Source organism: Pseudoalteromonas rubra (assembly GCF_004212645.1).
Lineage (GTDB): Bacteria > Pseudomonadota > Gammaproteobacteria > Enterobacterales > Alteromonadaceae > Pseudoalteromonas > Pseudoalteromonas rubra_G.
Genome location: NZ_PPUZ01000011.1, coordinates 1 through 16,237 on the forward strand (window position 1 = coordinate 1; position 16,237 = coordinate 16,237).

General features: G+C 46.5%; 20 protein-coding genes. 16 read left to right on the forward strand and 4 right to left on the reverse strand.

What is annotated here, in order from left to right; genetic code table 11:
* Positions 1 to 186: 186 nt before the first annotated feature.
* The 9 genes from C3B51_RS04330 to C3B51_RS04370 all read left to right on the forward strand — a co-directional run bounded on the left by C3B51_RS04330 (position 187) and on the right by C3B51_RS04370 (position 7,383).
* Positions 187 to 888 carry a spondin domain-containing protein gene (locus tag C3B51_RS04330; RefSeq protein WP_130244299.1) on the forward strand — a complete coding sequence of 234 codons (702 nt, stop codon included), beginning with the start codon at positions 187 to 189 and terminating at the stop codon, positions 886 to 888.
* Between the two features lie 10 nt (positions 889 to 898).
* On the forward strand, positions 899 to 1,687 hold the full coding sequence (locus C3B51_RS04335; RefSeq protein ID WP_130244300.1) for a spondin domain-containing protein: 789 nt from the start codon (positions 899 to 901) through the stop codon (positions 1,685 to 1,687).
* A 76-nt stretch (positions 1,688 to 1,763) separates the two neighbouring features.
* Positions 1,764 to 2,489 carry a response regulator transcription factor gene (locus C3B51_RS04340; protein ID WP_130244301.1) on the forward strand — a complete coding sequence of 242 codons (726 nt, stop codon included), beginning with the start codon at positions 1,764 to 1,766 and terminating at the stop codon, positions 2,487 to 2,489.
* On the forward strand, positions 2,486 to 3,952 hold the full coding sequence (locus tag C3B51_RS04345) for a sensor histidine kinase (protein WP_130244302.1): 1,467 nt from the start codon (positions 2,486 to 2,488) through the stop codon (positions 3,950 to 3,952). Before C3B51_RS04340 ends, C3B51_RS04345 begins: the two co-directional genes overlap by 4 nt.
* A 409-nt stretch (positions 3,953 to 4,361) precedes the next feature.
* Entirely contained in the window at positions 4,362 to 4,772 is a 411-nt protein-coding gene (locus tag C3B51_RS04350) for an LIC_13387 family protein (RefSeq protein ID WP_130244303.1), read from the forward strand.
* Positions 4,773 to 4,795: 23 nt separating this feature from the next.
* Positions 4,796 to 5,440 (forward strand): DJ-1/PfpI family protein, encoded by a 645-nt coding sequence (locus C3B51_RS04355; RefSeq protein ID WP_240701849.1) that lies wholly within the window; start codon positions 4,796 to 4,798, stop codon positions 5,438 to 5,440.
* Positions 5,441 to 5,625: 185 nt separating this feature from the next.
* Positions 5,626 to 6,147, forward strand: coding sequence for a GNAT family N-acetyltransferase (locus C3B51_RS04360; RefSeq protein WP_130244304.1), 522 nt, complete (start codon positions 5,626 to 5,628; stop codon positions 6,145 to 6,147).
* Positions 6,148 to 6,334: 187 nt separating this feature from the next.
* Positions 6,335 to 6,754 carry a hypothetical protein gene (locus tag C3B51_RS04365; RefSeq protein ID WP_125720103.1) on the forward strand — a complete coding sequence of 140 codons (420 nt, stop codon included), beginning with the start codon at positions 6,335 to 6,337 and terminating at the stop codon, positions 6,752 to 6,754.
* Positions 6,755 to 6,861: 107 nt separating this feature from the next.
* Positions 6,862 to 7,383: a hypothetical protein gene (locus C3B51_RS04370; protein ID WP_125720105.1), complete on the forward strand. Its 522-nt coding sequence runs from the start codon at positions 6,862 to 6,864 to the stop codon at positions 7,381 to 7,383.
* 59 nt (positions 7,384 to 7,442) lie between these two features.
* Here the strand turns inward: C3B51_RS04370 and C3B51_RS04375 are convergent, their stop codons facing one another.
* Together C3B51_RS04375 and C3B51_RS04380 are read right to left on the reverse strand one after the other, a co-directional pair.
* Entirely contained in the window at positions 7,443 to 7,991 is a 549-nt protein-coding gene (locus tag C3B51_RS04375; RefSeq protein WP_130244305.1) for a hypothetical protein, read from the reverse strand.
* Positions 7,991 to 8,509 (reverse strand): RNA polymerase sigma factor, encoded by a 519-nt coding sequence (locus tag C3B51_RS04380; protein ID WP_125720109.1) that lies wholly within the window; start codon positions 8,507 to 8,509, stop codon positions 7,991 to 7,993. Before C3B51_RS04380 ends, C3B51_RS04375 begins: the two co-directional genes overlap by 1 nt.
* A gap of 367 nt (positions 8,510 to 8,876) precedes the next feature.
* Here C3B51_RS04380 and C3B51_RS04385 point away from each other — a divergent pair, with 367 nt between their 5' ends.
* The gene (locus tag C3B51_RS04385; protein ID WP_130244306.1) at positions 8,877 to 9,104 is read left to right on the forward strand and encodes a hypothetical protein; all 228 of its coding nucleotides are present in this window, start codon (positions 8,877 to 8,879) and stop codon (positions 9,102 to 9,104) included.
* 12 nt (positions 9,105 to 9,116) lie between these two features.
* Here C3B51_RS04385 and C3B51_RS04390 read toward each other — a convergent pair whose 3' ends face one another.
* A complete protein-coding gene (locus tag C3B51_RS04390) occupies positions 9,117 to 9,734 on the reverse strand; it encodes a LysE family translocator (protein WP_130244307.1) in 618 nt (205 codons plus the stop codon).
* Positions 9,735 to 9,909: 175 nt separating this feature from the next.
* Here C3B51_RS04390 and C3B51_RS04395 point away from each other — a divergent pair, with 175 nt between their 5' ends.
* Entirely contained in the window at positions 9,910 to 11,244 is a 1,335-nt protein-coding gene (locus C3B51_RS04395; RefSeq protein WP_130244308.1) for a fibrinogen-like YCDxxxxGGGW domain-containing protein, read from the forward strand.
* A gap of 207 nt (positions 11,245 to 11,451) precedes the next feature.
* On the opposite strand, the gene C3B51_RS04400 is transcribed toward C3B51_RS04395, so the two are convergent.
* Positions 11,452 to 12,285 carry an alpha/beta hydrolase gene (locus C3B51_RS04400; protein WP_240701854.1) on the reverse strand — a complete coding sequence of 278 codons (834 nt, stop codon included), beginning with the start codon at positions 12,283 to 12,285 and terminating at the stop codon, positions 11,452 to 11,454.
* 276 nt (positions 12,286 to 12,561) lie between these two features.
* Between C3B51_RS04400 and C3B51_RS04405 the strand changes: the two genes are divergently transcribed.
* The 5 genes from C3B51_RS04405 to C3B51_RS04425 all read left to right on the forward strand — a co-directional run bounded on the left by C3B51_RS04405 (position 12,562) and on the right by C3B51_RS04425 (position 16,224).
* Entirely contained in the window at positions 12,562 to 13,362 is an 801-nt protein-coding gene (locus C3B51_RS04405) for an ion transporter (RefSeq protein ID WP_125781744.1), read from the forward strand.
* Between the two features lie 178 nt (positions 13,363 to 13,540).
* Positions 13,541 to 13,849: a hypothetical protein gene (locus C3B51_RS04410; RefSeq protein ID WP_130244310.1), complete on the forward strand. Its 309-nt coding sequence runs from the start codon at positions 13,541 to 13,543 to the stop codon at positions 13,847 to 13,849.
* Between the two features lie 373 nt (positions 13,850 to 14,222).
* Positions 14,223 to 14,726 carry an RNA methyltransferase gene (locus tag C3B51_RS04415; RefSeq protein WP_130244311.1) on the forward strand — a complete coding sequence of 168 codons (504 nt, stop codon included), beginning with the start codon at positions 14,223 to 14,225 and terminating at the stop codon, positions 14,724 to 14,726.
* Between the two features lie 262 nt (positions 14,727 to 14,988).
* The gene (locus C3B51_RS04420; RefSeq protein ID WP_125720126.1) at positions 14,989 to 15,291 is read left to right on the forward strand and encodes a DUF6172 family protein; all 303 of its coding nucleotides are present in this window, start codon (positions 14,989 to 14,991) and stop codon (positions 15,289 to 15,291) included.
* 618 nt (positions 15,292 to 15,909) lie between these two features.
* On the forward strand, positions 15,910 to 16,224 hold the full coding sequence (locus tag C3B51_RS04425; protein ID WP_125781736.1) for a hypothetical protein: 315 nt from the start codon (positions 15,910 to 15,912) through the stop codon (positions 16,222 to 16,224).
* Positions 16,225 to 16,237 lie beyond the last annotated feature (13 nt).

Genomic DNA, 16,237 nt, shown 5'->3' on the forward strand with positions numbered 1-16,237 from the left:
TATGACGCTAACGGCGTTAAAGATTTCTCATTTAGAATGATCGTATGCATGCCCGTTTAAGCAAAAAATACTGCCCGGGAATAAAACGTCACGCTCTTGTGATGATTTTGTGATAACTGTGCGAGCATTCCTCAATAATTTACCTGCATGCTTGTCAGGGTCAAATCCAAACAACAAGAGTAAATTATGAAAACACGCATCTTCCCCCTCATCACAGGTATTTTATTGGCATCCGGCACCGCCAGCGCGGCATCACTTGATGTGAAAGTAACCAATCTGACGCAGGGGATCTACTTTACCCCTTTACTGGTGAGCGCACATACCAGCGACGCCATGTTGTTTCAGGCTGGCGAAAAAGCCTCAAGCGCACTTGCTGCTATGGCAGAAGGCGGATCGCTGACTGGCTTGAGTGAAATACTCACAGGTATCAATGCTAACACCATGGAAAACCCGGCTGGCGGTTTACTTGCCCCAGTGACCTCGACCATGACCAGCCTGGAAACCGACGCAGGTAATGACCGCTTGTCTATTGTGGCCATGATGCTGCCCACTAATGATGGCTTTGTCGGTCTAAACAGCTGGCCAATCCCGACCACGCCGGGTACATACCATATCTACCTGAACGCCTATGATGCGGGCACTGAAGCGAACAATGAGTTAGTTGTAGAGGGCTCAGGTGCACCGGGCACACCGGGGATACCCGCATCGCCTGGCGTTGCACCAGGTACTCAGGGGATGGGCGTGACAGAGATGGAAGAAAATACAAACGTACATATTCATCGCGGAAATCTGGGCGATGATGAACAGGTCGGTGGAAAAAGCGACCTGCACAATACGGTCCATCGCTGGTTGAACCCCGTTGCCAAAGTTACCGTAACCGTTAAGTAAGGGGCCTGCCATGAAATTATTCAGACTCACCCTGCCCGCGGCTTGCTTAGTACTGGCCGCCTGTGGCAGCGATAACGACGATAACATGCCAATCACAATGCCCGATGATGATATGAGCATGGTTGATGAGCCGGCTCCTGCTGATCCAGATCCTGCGGACCCGGCTCCAACTGATCCAACGGATCCGACCGACCCCACGCCAACCACTGTGGAGTTAATGATCACAGCAACGAATCTGACTTACGCTCAGCCGCTGTCTCCCATTGCTGTAGCGCTGCATCAGGAAGGACAGTTCTGGCAACTGGGCACCCCTGCAAGCGATGCATTAGAAGTACTGGCTGAAGGCGGCGACAACAGTGGATTGCTCGCACTGGATGTAGTGCAAAGCCAGACCTCTGCTGCGGCACCTTTAGCACCAGGACAAAAAACCGAACTGACTCTGACCCATGACTCCCTGGATGGACAAAAGTTGTCATTGATTTCCATGATGGTGAATACAAACGACGGCTTTACCGGTCTTAATGCTTTGGATGTGTCTGCAATGACTGTGGGTCAGGCGATGACCTACACGACACATGCCTATGACGCAGGCACAGAAGCCAATAGCGAAGCTCAGGGTACGATCCCTGGTCCGGCTGATGGTGGCACAGGGTTTAGTGCCGAAAGAGAAGCGTTAAACAAGGTAGCCATGCACCCGGGTGTGGTTGGCGTGGACGACGGGCTGACAACGTCGGTGCTCACGAGCAGCCATAAATTCGACAACCCATTGATGACGGTTACCATAACCAGAACCAAGTAGTCTCCGAGCCGCTCCGTGACCGTTGTGGTGACGGAGCAACAACAGCCGGTAATCCATACCGGAGCGGAGACCTGCTATGCAGCAAAAAGTGCTTATCGTTGAAGACGATGCCGATATTGCCGATCTGCTACGCGTTCATCTGAACGAGTTAGATCTCGACGTTGATCACCTTGCCAGTGGAGACAAGGTTATGCCACAACTGACCCACCAGCATTATGCCATTGTGATACTCGATATTATGCTGCCTGAAGTCGACGGCCTGACACTGTGTCGGGAGATTAAAACCCGTTACCCCAAAATCAGTGTGATCATGATGACCTCAAAAAGCAGTGAAATGGACCGCATCATAGGCCTCGAAATGGGCGCCGACGACTACATCTGCAAACCGTTTAGTTACAGAGAGTTTCAGGCCAGAGTGAAGGCTCAGCTGAGGCACATCAAACTACTGCACGAGCCACAACCACAAACGGCAACCACAGCCAGCCCGGTGGTAATTGGTCAGCTGCAAATTGATCCGCATTTTCATGAGCTGACACTCAAACAAACGCCGGTGGACCTCACTGCCACAGAGTTTGATTTAGTGTTGTTTTTTGCCCGTCATCCCAATCAGGTGTTTTCCCGGGCTCAGTTGCTGGAGTCGGTCTGGGGCTATGATCATCTCGGTTATGAGCACACAGTCAACTCCCATATCAATCGCATTCGTAACAAGTTTGAGCAGATCACCGAACACACCATCATAGAAACCGTGTGGGGCGTGGGCTACAAGCTTAATGCCAAACCACTTCAGCAGGAAATGCAATGACACTGTCTCTTTATCACCGTCTGGCGCTGACAATCACGGCCATGTTTATGCTTATCGTTTCGGTGTTCGTCTGGTGGACGCAAAACCTCTCTTCGGTCTCGCGCGCTCAGGCGGAACAACAACTGCATATCGGTCTGGCGGCGCATCTGGCCCAGGATAACCCACTGCTACAACAAGGCGTCTATGACTATGAAGCGCTGGAAAACCTGTTTCATACCTTGATGGTGCTGGGCCCGGCGTTTGAGTTTTATTTTGTTGACCCCGGCGGCAAGTTGCTCACCTACTCGGCCAAACCCGGCGCGGTAAAACGCGCGTCAATTGATCTGAGCCCTCTGGTGCAACTGATTAAAACGCCAACTAAACTCCCGGTATACGGAGACGATCCTCGCTCGCCAGACGGCAAGAAAATATTTTCTGTTGCCCCGGTGTATAACGAGCAAAAATTACAGGGCTACCTGTATGTCATTATTGGCTCTTCTATTTATGACTCGATAGTGGCACAACTTAACAGCTCTGATCAGCTGGTCAAACAGGCCCTGTGGCTGGGCGTTTTTCTGCTTCTGCTGTTTATTACTTTGCTCCTGTTATTCCGCTTTATGACTCAGCCCTTGAAACGCCTGACTCAGTATATTCGCAGCACGGAGCAGCATAAATTTGATATTAAGCAGGTGCCACTGCTGTGCTGGCAACAACACAACAATGAAATTCATCAGCTGGGCAACGGCATCAACGCTATGCTGCAAACCATCAATCAGCAAATGACACAGCTGACAGCAGTAGATGAACAACGCCGCCAACTACTGGCGCACCTATCACACGACCTGCGCACGCCACTGGCCTCTTTACAGGGTTACCTGGAGCTGGTCGAGCGCCAATGCGACACATCGGGCGACATGCAGCGCTACATGGATATCGCTTTAAAAAACTGCACACAACTGAAAAACCTTATCGACCAGATCTTTGAGCTGGCCCATCTGGAGTCAGGGCAAACCCAGGTGCACTTTGAAACCTTCAATATGGGGGAGCTTATTTACGACGTGCTTGCCAAATTTGCACTCAGGGCGCAACAGGCTGAAATAGCATTACAAGTGACACCCACCGAATGCGACTTTGTGGTCTACTCAGATATCGCCAAGCTGGAAAGAGTGCTGAGTAACCTGCTGGAAAATGCGCTGCGTCATACCCCCGCTGGTGGTTCTATTGCGATTGTTGTGACGCCCAAAGCAGGCAGCTTCGACATTGCGGTGCAGGACACCGGGGTTGGGATCAGCCAAAAAGAGCTGCCGTATATCTTTGAAGCACGTTACCAGGCCTGCAACAGCAAAGGCTGCAAGAAAACCCACGCCGGACTCGGCCTGGCAATTACAGCCAGATTATTACAGCTGATCAAGTCAGACATTAAGGTCAACAGTCAACTCGGTGAAGGCAGCGAGTTTGTGTTTGCTGTGCGTGGCGCTGAGTAAGGCGTCATTCACTCTGGGTATACAGCACTCGCTGAACCCGACTGCTCCTAGCCTCCAACTCAGTTAAGCATGCAGCCAAATCCGAAAATACCAAACAGCTGCTTATCTATAATGTGGTGGGTGATTGAGATGGACGCTCCTAAATCGGCCCGAATTCAACCCTAAGATTGGAGAACATAGCGGGACGTTACAGCTCCCTCCCAGCAACATATCTCTGGATTTGGGACAACTTTTTCTGAGCGTATCCTGTAGGATAGTGGCATCACGCTTGGTGCCGTTGTTAAGTTAGTTTTGGCGAAATAAACTTCGCTTAAACCATGCCGCGTGTGTCCATTATATTGATTTAAGATACAAATCTCTGAGGGAGTGCCTCAGAGCAAAGTATTGTGCGCAAGGGAAACAATAAGCTATGGAAAAAATACTATTTATTATCGGTGCATCAATTTTTGGTTTTTTGGGACTGCTCCACTTGATTTACACCTTCTTCTCTAAAAAGTTCGACCCCTACAACCTGGCAGTGAAAGAAGCCATGCTTAATACCTCGCCCAGAATCACAAAACAAACCAATATGTGGCAGGCCTGGGTAGGCTTTAATGCCAGCCATAGCCTTGGTGCGCTGTTTTTTGCCGCCTTTTACATTCCGCTATGCATCAACCACTTTGATGTTGTTGCGGGCACTGTCTGGTTTTCAGTTTTGCCATCAATTGTAGGTGTTAGTTACCTCCTGTTGGCAAAAAAATATTGGTTTAAAGTACCGTTCACGGGTATTTTAGTCTCCTCGGCTTGCTTTGTAATAGCGGCCTGGTCAGTAAATACATAACAAGGCACAGCAAGGGAGCAAGTATGATGTATAAAGTTGGGATTGTTTTGTTTGATGACTTCACGGATGTGGACTTCTTTTTGATGTATGACTTGTTAGGTCGAACAGCCGATAGCTGGACGGTTAGCATACTTGGCACTCAACCTGAACATCGCTCCCACCTTGGTATAAAAGTTAAAACGGACGGACACATTTGTGCGGTGGCTGAGCAAGATGTCGTGCTTATCACAAGCGGCAAACGCGGTATTCCAGCGGCCATGAAGAATACTGAATTTATGTCGGCATTGAACCTTGACCCGAAAAAGCAGCTCATTGGTTCGATTTGTGCGGGTTCATTTATCCTTCATGAGCTTGGTTTACTGAAAGGTAAACCCTTAACAACAAACCCGGATGCTAAGACTGCTCTGCAAAGTTTAGGCGGAGATGTTCAGGACACACCGCTCGTAATAGAAGGCAATATAGCAACGGCTGGTGGCTGTCTTTCGTTGATGTATTTAATAGGTTGGCTGGCCGAGCGGCTATTTGACTCAAGCAAACGCAAAGCCATACAAAATCAATTGATACCCGCAGGGCAGCTAGCCTTGTTTGAGGAGCTGATAGCCACAACGATTCAATCGGCAGAACAGATAAATTCGCAAAATCAACGCAGCAAGGTGCCCGCGCATTAAATACGGACAGAGAAGATCAGAGACCCCTGCTTAGTTTAAAAAACCTGAGCACCTTGGATCGGCCAGTTTGGGAATTTGCCGACACTTATATTTGATTGCTGCGACTTACTCACTTTAAGTTTGCCAGCAGGCCAAGCAAATTAGTGATAAAAAATAATAATAAAATATATAAATTAGGAACCCTTATGGTAAAAACGTTAGAAACCGACAGAATGATTTTAAGACCTTTTGAATTAACAGACGCACCCGATATGTACCTGCTCGGCTCTATGCCCCAGATCATTCAATATGTCGGTAATACACCGTTTAAACATTTAGCTGACGCTGAAAACTACTTGAAAACTCACCCTCTTAACGACTACCGGGAAACCGGCTTTGGCAGACTGGCATGTATTGATAAAAAGTCTAACCAGCTGATTGGTTTTTGCGGATTAAAGTATATGGATGAGATCGATGAAATTGAAATAGGATACCGGTTTTTACCCGCGTTCTGGGGCAAAGGACTGGCAACCGAAGCTGTCAAAACCGTCCTCGACTGGGCACTGGAAGAAAAACACTGTACCCGTTTGGTAGGGTGCATTCACCCTGACAACCAAGCCTCTAAAAAAGTCCTGTCAAAATTTGGGTTTAAAAAGGAAAAAACCGTCAATGTGGCGTTTATTCCCGACGTGCCCGTCGACTTATTTGTGTATGAAGTCGGCGACTAAATGTCGACAGATCTTATTGTGAGTATCGGTCGGTTTCTATCGATGATTAGCCTTGAGCAACAAAAGTATTAGTGATAGGTTACTTCTCCTTTAATTAAATAGTGTTAGAAAACAATGAGGTTTTGCTGTTTCTGATAGCAGCTTAACACTGCGTTTTCGTTAACACACAGCTAAGCGTGCGAAGAGTATGGGCAGATTTCAATCAGCAATTCATAATATAGGGCACCATGCAGTAAGTGGTCTTTGTGACATTTTAGCTGAAGGGTATGCTTATTGTGCACATGAAAACAAAGAAGTTTTAGAGATAGATATCCTAAATTCATACGATAGCTATACTCCAGAGCTAGACCAAGAAATTTCTCAGCTGAAAGAAAAAGCATTTTCAATCATTACTACCACATGCGGTGTCTCTATAAACGACATTCAGGTTGCGAAGCTGTCAATTAATTACAGATTTACTGAGCAAGCTTACCAGCAACACAAAAGTCATATGAAGAAGATTGGTGTTTGGTATGGTCATGACCCTCTCTATAATGCAATTATCGTATTTAAGCTGAAAAATGGCAGAGTTGCTAAAAGTGAATTTAGCAGTAAAGCAGCAAGCTAGCCCCCTTAAAAGTCCATAGCAATAGGCACCAAAGATACGGAGGCGTTCAGTCAAATTTAGGCCAGTCGAACAAATTGGTATCTTTGCCGCCTTGCGAGTTTTGCTTTATGAATAAATATGTATTTCTATTTCTAGTTTCTGTGTATTGTATCGATGCCAATGCACTCAGTATCGTGTGTGAAAAAATAGAGACTGAAACCGAGTTTAAAGAACTGGTTGTTGGTCAAATACAGACTAGCGAAATAGTTGTTTTGGTTGAACAAGGTGAACCAACTGAAACTAGCACTACAAAACACAAAGTCCTGACTGTCTGGAAAGGTGTCGTCGGTCAACATATTTACGTCAGCGGAGGCACAGAGCATTCGCTGCTATTTACAAACCGAATAGAAGCAAATGGCCCTATGGAATCGCCTAGGGGCTACTGTAACTTGGATCATGATAAAGCATTGGCTGTGATTAAAAGTTACTTCGGCAATGGCTATGCGCCATCGCCACATCACATGGAAAGAGCTTATTCATCCTTTTTGGTCAACTGGCCTTTAATAATTAGTTTCGTGTTTCTAGCTTTAATTGGGTTTTACACTTATGTTTTTGTTAGGCATTATTTTTCAGGTAAAAATAACGCCTGACAAACCTAATCTGGGTAAACTTTTTCGCTTTATAACTACGAAAAAAATCGAGTGACCATTTACTCACTCAATGTTTTCAACACCTCTTCTGCCCGGCGCTTTTTGGCCTTAAACACAGGTAGCATGATGGCCACGATCAGCAAGCCTAACAAGCCGTTAGGCAAAAATACCGAGCTCATTGCGTACTGAACCAGAATAAAAAGCACGAGCACCAGCGCAAATAGCAAAGTGGCTTTTATGCTCAGGTCCCAACGCAAGATCTCTTGCCTGAGCAGCTGCTGATGCACTTCCAGCGCCTGTGATAGCTGCTGATTTCTTAATATGCGTAAACTGGTAATGCGACTCCTATTCACCAGTGCATACATGCTCGTGCCCCACACGCAACCAAAGCCAAGCCAAAGTTGTGTCACCAAAGGGGCAGGCTCAAATAAAGCCTGTACAAACCAGGCACTCACTAGCAGTATGATCAGGGTCTCGATGGCAATCCCCACAAAGAGCCTAAGCCGTTGCTTTCTATGGCGCTGTATGCACTGCTCTAATGCTGGTGGTGGTGATGCAGGCGTCGACTGCCATAGCTGCGCCAAGTCCGCAAACTCTTGATTATCCATTAATTTTTCTCCATCAATTGTTCGGTAAGTTGTGTTTTGGCACGGTGTAGCCGGATCCCCACGTTGGCTTCACTGATCCCCAAAACATCACTGATCTCGGCCGTGTCTACGCCCTCAAGCTTGAGCATCATCACCTGCCTGAGACTCAAAGGAAGCTGATGAATGGCCCTCTCCAGCCGTTGCTGTTGCTGCAGTTTTTGCATATTTGACTCGGGTGAATCCGGACTGTGGGCATGCTCATCAGCCAGCTCATCTTCATTTTGCTTGCTGTGTTTGCGAATGTGGTCAACCGCCACGTTATGGATCACTCGGTATACATAAGTGTTTAATTTGCATTGTCCACCATACTTGTCCAGCGCCCGCCACAGCGCAAAGGCCATATCCTGTGACAGTTCTTCACACAGTGCAGCGCGTCGCTCATAGCCCTTTGCCGCCCGCCTGATCTGCGGCCAGAACGCTTCAACAACTTGCTGTCTGTCCAGCTCCTTGATTTGCTCAGTCACTGTATACTGCTCCATTGACAATAAACCTGTGTAATAGATGTCTTCGAGTGGGTTAGCAATGCGAACACCTACGCAGCTTGCTTATTGGCATCTGTTGAGCCGGGCGATTTGGATAAGCCAAAACGGCAGCCATTTTAACCTTGCCATAGCGGTTTTTAAGTTGATCTTTCCCTGTTAGTCGGAGCAATTCTCAGATCATTACAAGAAATCTCACTATTTTTCTGCCCCCGCCTTTGAACATATAGAAAGAAAAATAACTCATTACTAATCAATCAGATAAGGGGAAATGTAAAAAGATAAAATTTCTTGTAATAACCGCCCTTCCACCCCGACTAACCTCCCTGAAGTCAAAAATGAAACGGTACACGATCGGGAGAAAATGATGTTTAACACGTTAAAAACAAACAAAACTCATATACAACAAGTTGCAATGGTGTGGCTGGTTGCCGTACTTTGCTTGATTAACATGGCACTGATCCTGGCCTTCACTCCCTTTGTGATTTTCAAATTCAGTGCCACTATACTGGCAGTCGGCGTTACCGAACTGGCGATGACGATGACCAGACCCTTACTCAATTCAAAATGTCTGCAGGCTGGCTGGACGGAGTAAATCAACAGTGCGCTAGGCTTGCTTACTAAACAGCAGGTTAAGTCCGGATACAGCCAGAAATGTCGCACATGCCTGGTTAAAACGTCTCACCCTGCTCGGTTTGCAAAACCAATGTCTTAGATATATGCCAAACAGGGCATAAATGGCAATGGCACTTAATTCCAGCACCAGAAACGTCGCGCCCAACGTAAAAAACTGGGTACTAACTGGGCCTGTACTATCTACAAACTGTGGAAGAAATGCGGTAAAAATCAGGATGGCTTTTGGGTTGCCCGCAGCCAGCATAAACTCCTGTCTGGCAAGCCAGAGCAAGCTCTTAGCTGAGCTTACCTCAGCCACCGGGCTGTCCTCAGAGTGCCACAGTGTAATCGCAAGCCAAAGTAAATAGCCTGCCCCTGCCAGTTTAATAGCAAAAAACACCGTTTCGGACGCAAATAAAATAACCGCCAGGCCAGAAGCCACCAGCGCAATCATCACTGAAAAGGCTGCTATCCGCCCAAAACCGGCAAATAGTGCTGAACGAAACCCGTAACAGCGCGCATTATTCAGGCTCAATAAGTTATTTGGACCGGGCGCCATATTCAGTGCAAAACAGGCCGGAATAAACAAGAGTAACTGCCAAATTGCCATATCCACTCCTTGATCGAATTAACACCACATAGATTTCTTTTAAAGCCGCCCTTTTGCGACCCAGATCAATAAACTATGAAGAAATAGTATCATTGCAAGAATATAATTTATTCCCTCGGGAAAGTATTGTACTTTACGCAGGCAACATAAAAATAATGCAATAAAGGAAATTATTATGCTTAAAACCCCGTTATACCTGTCTCTACTAGCTTGCACAAGCGCCTTTGCCGCAAATGAATATACCGAGATCTCGGTTAATGACGCATGGAATACTCTTGCTCACACCCAGGGCAGCTTAGTCTTTGCGAGCGCACCTACCGACAATGAAGCAGATGCTGGTGTGGTTGCATTGCAAAACAACAATGGTGCCATGGAAATCGCTTTTAAGGAGTGGCCTTATCTGGATGGCGCACATGGCGATGAAAATATGGCCGTTCTGTCTTTGCCTGCTGGCCGCCAAACGCTGGAAGATGGCACCATTATCGAAGTTGGTACTTTTGCGTTGGGTAATGGTGAAACACACATCAGCTTTGCAGATAAGTTTGAACACACGCCGCATTTGTTCCTAAGTGGACAGTCGTTTAATAACAACACCGCTTATGCTACCCGTGTACATGGGGTAACGCAGCATGGCTTTACCGCGCTTAAGCAAGGGCAGGAAAAAGCCGTCAATGCCGCCAATAAAGAAACTGTGGCGTACTTGGCTATTTACGCTCCAAACAATACGGGAACACTCGCTGGTCGTAGCTTTGTATTGGATCAAATCAAACTGGATCATACTGGTGGCAGCGCGGCAGACTATGGCTTGTACCTGCAAGAAGAGCAGTCAAAAGACTCTGAGATCACACACATTACTGAGCATGTAAACGTGCTTAATTTTGGTCAGCGTGTTTTCGCTCAGGATGTTACCGCATTTGGCCGCGATACAATTGCGCCCAGAATGAACAGTGATTTTGCTCAGGCACCAAGCGGCCAATCTTGCGCAGAGATCAAATCACAGTACCCGCTTGCTGAAACAGGCTACTATACCATTACCCCGGCGGGTGCAAAGGCTATCAAAGCATACTGTGAGATGGACAAAGAAACGGGTGGCTGGACACTATTTGCATCGCACAACACGGCAGTTAACCCAATCCAGGTGGCGGACGTCGTAGGCCTGGATACCTATTCTGTAATGACTGATACCAACTGGCAGGCAGTCAGAGACACCATGCAATATGGCATGATGGTGGTCGACAGTGCTGGTCGTGTGGGCATTATTGAGAAAGAGGCGCTGCTAAACGGTCGCTGTATCTCTCTAAATCAAACAGATTCTATCGCCTACAATCCAGCGCCTTATGGCCGTATCTGGCACACGGAGAACTCTGGCTGTGGTGGCTCAGGCGGTGATTACAGTGAAATCATCATTAATGAGGGCTGGTCGCACGCATATAACTTCACCGGTGTTTTCAGTAAATGGGAATTCGGTGGCGGCTATACCGCAGGGATCGTGGCGTATTATATTAAATAAACTTACAAACTAAGGGCCTAATTACAGGCCCTTTTTAATGCGATTGCCAGTCGCTACGAAGGTCGCCCCCTAAACCTGACTTACACAGTTTTTCTCAGGCCAGTACCAGTTTTAAGAATCAAATATGTGAAAAAGCATGGCCTCGTTTAATACTCATTGTAAGACCGCTTTTAAAGATCAATCTGAGCGGTTTTCAATCCTTCACGATTATTTGCGATATAAAGCGCTCAGCACCTCGTCCACCGAGTGGGCGACTACCGGTATATGGTCTTGTTTATATTCCAGGTAGGTCATATCCAGCTGGGCAAAATTGGCACGTGTAAGTTGCGCATCAAACTCGCGCACATACAATACATTGCCGATTTTGCCATTGGCTCCAACCAAAATAGTACGGCTCTTTAATGTTGAACTCTGTGCCCGCCTGTCATCTATCAGCTGAGAAGTAGTGTCGGTATGTGCCCAGAAGCTACCATCAAATGAGACATGACGATGAAAGAAAGGCTGCTGCGGATCATCCATTAATAATGCAAGGCCGACAAACAAACCGGTGTTAGAGTGGCCCATAATCGTTCTGTCGGTTTGATCTACCGGGTAACGGGCTTCTACCTCCATCGCCAGCTCTTTGCGGATAAAGTCGAAGTAGTCCTTGGCCAGCGGCCACTGTGAGTATGCCTCCCGATGCTGATAACCTTCATCAGCATAATTTTCTATCCCGACCAGGATCACGGCCATTTTATTATCATCCAGGCTGTCGGCAATGGTATCAAAACGCCACTCAGCATCTAATACATAGATCACCGGATAGCGTTTGTTGGCGGCACGGTTTTGCGGCAGATAAATCTTTAGCGGATACGACACGCCGGTAATGCCCGAAGAAAACGCCTCCAACTGTAATCGCTCACCAGGCAAAAAGGGCTGTGCGGCTTGTTCAGATGACCCCTGCGGTGCAGTGCCTGTATCCGAACCACCACCACAGGCGGCCAAGTTGGTTACCAACACACAAAGGAAAAGGCACACAATGAGTTTAAATTGAGAATACATCAAATAACTATCCTGTTGAGTTAACGGTCAAATCAGCAAGCCTATAGTAGCTGAGTTTCAAGTGAATTGTTATTGGTGCACTTAATTGCATGCAGAGGCTGTTTCGGCACGAAGGAAAACAAAGACACCCCTTTCAAAATCTAGCTAACTTGGACACAGGTTCTTACAAAGCCAAGCCTGAGGGTAATTTTATAAGCTGGCAAGCACCACAAACCTTGAAAAAACCGCAATTTCCCGACATCATATTTTACTTTTAAAATTACCTAAAAAAGAACCATGACATCTTCTAACTCTTTAATGTCGAAACTGACGGCGATTGTCGAAGCCCGGTGGTTTCAGAACTTTTTGATCGCGGTCATTTTGTTCAACGCCTTTACGTTAGGTCTGGAGACCACTCAGTTTGGTAAAGCTAATGCCGCAGTCCTGCATAAAATTGATTTGGTTATTTTGATGATTTTTACCATTGAGCTGGTACTTAAGCTGATGGTATATCGCCTTAAATTCTTTAAGTCGGGTTGGAACTGGTTTGACTTAATCATCGTTGCCGTTTCCTGGGCACCATCCAGTGGCCCGCTCTCCGTACTACGTGCTTTTCGGATCCTGCGGGTGTTGCGATTGTTCTCGGTCGTGCCACAAATGCGTCGGGTAATTGGTGCGCTTGGCCACTCACTACCGGGGATGGCATCGGTCATAGGCGTGCTGGGTATTGTGTTTTACGTTTCTGCGGTACTGACCACGAAACTATTTGGCCAGCATCCTGATCCAAACATGCAAGAGTGGTTTGGCAGCATTGGGGCATCAGCCTACACCCTGTTCCAGGTTATGACGCTGGAGAGCTGGTCGATGGGCATTGTACGTCCGACTATGGAGCTGTTTCCGCAATCCTGGTTGTTCTTTGTGCCCTTTATTATTATCACCAGTTTCGCGGTACTCAACCTCTTTATTGGTATCATAGTGGACGCCATGCAGGTCATGCATGAAGAAGAAGGCAAACCGGATCAAGTACTGGCAACCCGCGAAGATATTGAACGAGTTGAAGCCAAATTAGATGCACTGTTAAAACAGCAAAAGGACTAACTCTTTAACAGGCTTGCCGCGCGACTGACATCCGCCAGTCAGCGGCAAGCTACTTTCTGCGCCTTCCTTTTTATACACTATAAAAACTGCCTCCCTTCAATATATGCTTGATTCCATCGTATCCGCCGTCTGGTTATAATTGAGAACAATTTTACTTATTCCTTAACCCGGAAACTCCATGAAAAAGCTCTCTAAAGTTCAACAAAAACAACAAGCGCTGGTGCTCAGCGTTGCCGATGCACTAGAAGAACAAGCACGTGCTGAGATCCCCGGTATGGTGCAATGCTGGTTTGATGTGGAGTACCACCTTTTCCCAGGCTCTTTACTATTGTGTTTTCAGTTTGAAAGTCAAAGCGCGCTGGACGCAGCTACGCCCGACCTGCTCAAATGGCAAAAACGCCTGAGCGCCGCGATGCTCAAAAAAGGTGTGATCCTCAAAGACATGCGCAAACATTTGACCTTTACACTGGAAGGCCCTGAGAGCTGATATTTCACAGTTTCATTTTCAATAAGTTGCAGCCTCACAGTAAACCTGCCCGTTCAAAAACTCCGGGCATAGGCACTACCGTCAGATAAGTTTGTTAAGCCGTTGTATCAAACAACAGGCAGTACATAATCATGGAAAGGCAGGTAAAGCTCGCTGCAACACAACTACGGGGCCGGGTTGGCATTTTCTGACTGCACTTTGCACGCGAATACACTTATGACACGAACTTGGTACCTGTTATTTTTTACTTTACTGCTACTAAATAAATGAAGATGGCACCTGCACCGTGGCTGGCACAAAATTACCTGCATGGTACAATCGCGCGTCAGAATTTTTGGCAGCCATACTGCCTGCATATTGAGAGTGAAAAAATATGAGTGAGTCGTTTGCCGCGATTGGATTGGTCAACCCCAAATCACCGACTAACGTGGGTGGCGTTTTGCGCGCAGCGGGTTGCTACGGCGCTCAGGCGGTGTACTTTACAGGTAATCGCTACGCAAAGGCTGCTAAGTACCATACCGATACCAAAAATATCGCCGACAATATCCCTATTCAAGAGGTCGAAGATCTTACCCTTTTAAAAGTACCGGGCCGATCGCTTGTCTGCGTTGAGCTGGTGGAAGGCGCAACACCGCTGCCGCAATTTGTGCATCCCGACAATGCGATATACGTTTTTGGTCCCGAAGATGGCAGTCTGCCACAGGACATTGTCGATGCAGCCGACGCCGTCGTGTATGTACCTACCACTGGCTGTATGAACCTGGCTGCAACAGTGAATGTATTGCTATACGACCGTATGGCGAAGCGCTCAAACGGGTTTGACGCGAGCCAGATACTGACCAGCCGGGATACCAATAACCGTCTGGTAGTAGGGTAAATTTGCAACCGACAAAATACTTGCAAACACTAACCAGTACAACATTACAACAGACAGGGAAAGGCGATTTACCTCAAACAGCAGCTATGTAAATGCGTTCAAAAAGTGTGTCTACAACCCTCGCCTGCTCGCAGAATATAACGTAAAATAGCATATTACATTTCTGTATTTATCCACAGATAAGCTTTACGCTTAATAAATACACATCCCTTACTCAGGCATGCTTTTTTGCCGGCTGAGTATTTTCTGCTTGAAGGCAACTATGAAAAAAACATTTGAACTAACTCACCCAAAAATCAAACTTGCACGACGTGTTGACGCCGTAAAGCACGAGCTTAAAAAATACCTTAAGCGCGAGCGCAACAAAACTTTGCCAGCTGGCGCTGATTATTGGGATTTTGACTGTAAATTTGGCAACACAGAAGCAGAAGCTGAGCCTGTGCACGTATCGCAACTGAATAAGTTGATCGACAAAACTCAGGAACAAAACCTCACCTCATTCTATGTTGAGATCCTGGCGAAACCAGCGGTCAGAAAAGCGAATGATTTATTTGATGAAGAGTAAGTTGAGCATCAGGTGACACCTTTTTCTCACTTGCCCTAAACCACTAACGGTTATGCCGGGCCAAACTCAGCATAACCGTTGTGCTTTGAGCCTGAGCTGCGCCACGCTCAATTACTCTTTTGACTACATCTAACATATCTATGTGCAGTGCAATAATCTAAAAGGCACCGACATCTCGCCTTTTTTTGTCTCCTATCCTTTAGTAAAGATACGGTGGTCAACTAATCCTGGACAACAAATACGGTTTTTCTTCCGCAACTGTAAGCTTATGCACTTATGCTGCACTTATGCAGATGCAGACACTTATGCAGACATCCATTTAAAAAGTAATTTCCCACAACAGCTATGCTCGATATTGAAGTGCACCATTGCTGCTGAGTGCCTGTGCTTTGTACTAGAGATCTGGATTATTTACTGGCTGTATCGCTTTTTTATTAATCCGCTTTTCTAGCATGGCACGTTATAAAATTGACGCATCACGTGACGTTGACAGAAAATTAAAAAACATTGTTTTTTATATTTAATTTCAATAGCTTAACAGTCAACATGGAAGCAATTGCAAGCTTGGTTTGAAAAATGCATGAGGGACACAGAGTCCAATTTAAGAATGTCACCAAGATGAATAAAAACGTAGATACAGTTTATGTGTTAAGCGGTTACGCTAAATGCTCGAGCGCGCAGCATGGCAAGTACAAACTTGGCAATAAACACTCCATCGGCCTGCTAACAACCGATGCAAACTATCAGAGCAACATTGATCAGCTTAAAAGCTTTATTAAAGATTTGGGGTGGGAATCCATTACGTTTTGCATGGTTGAAGAGGTTGACGACATTAATACTTTGTCTAATGACGTTTTGATATCCAGTTTTCTTCGTGCCAAGAAAAATGGTCAATCACTGGTGGTGAATGATCAACCTATTACGGTGCATTAGAAATGCGTTTGGC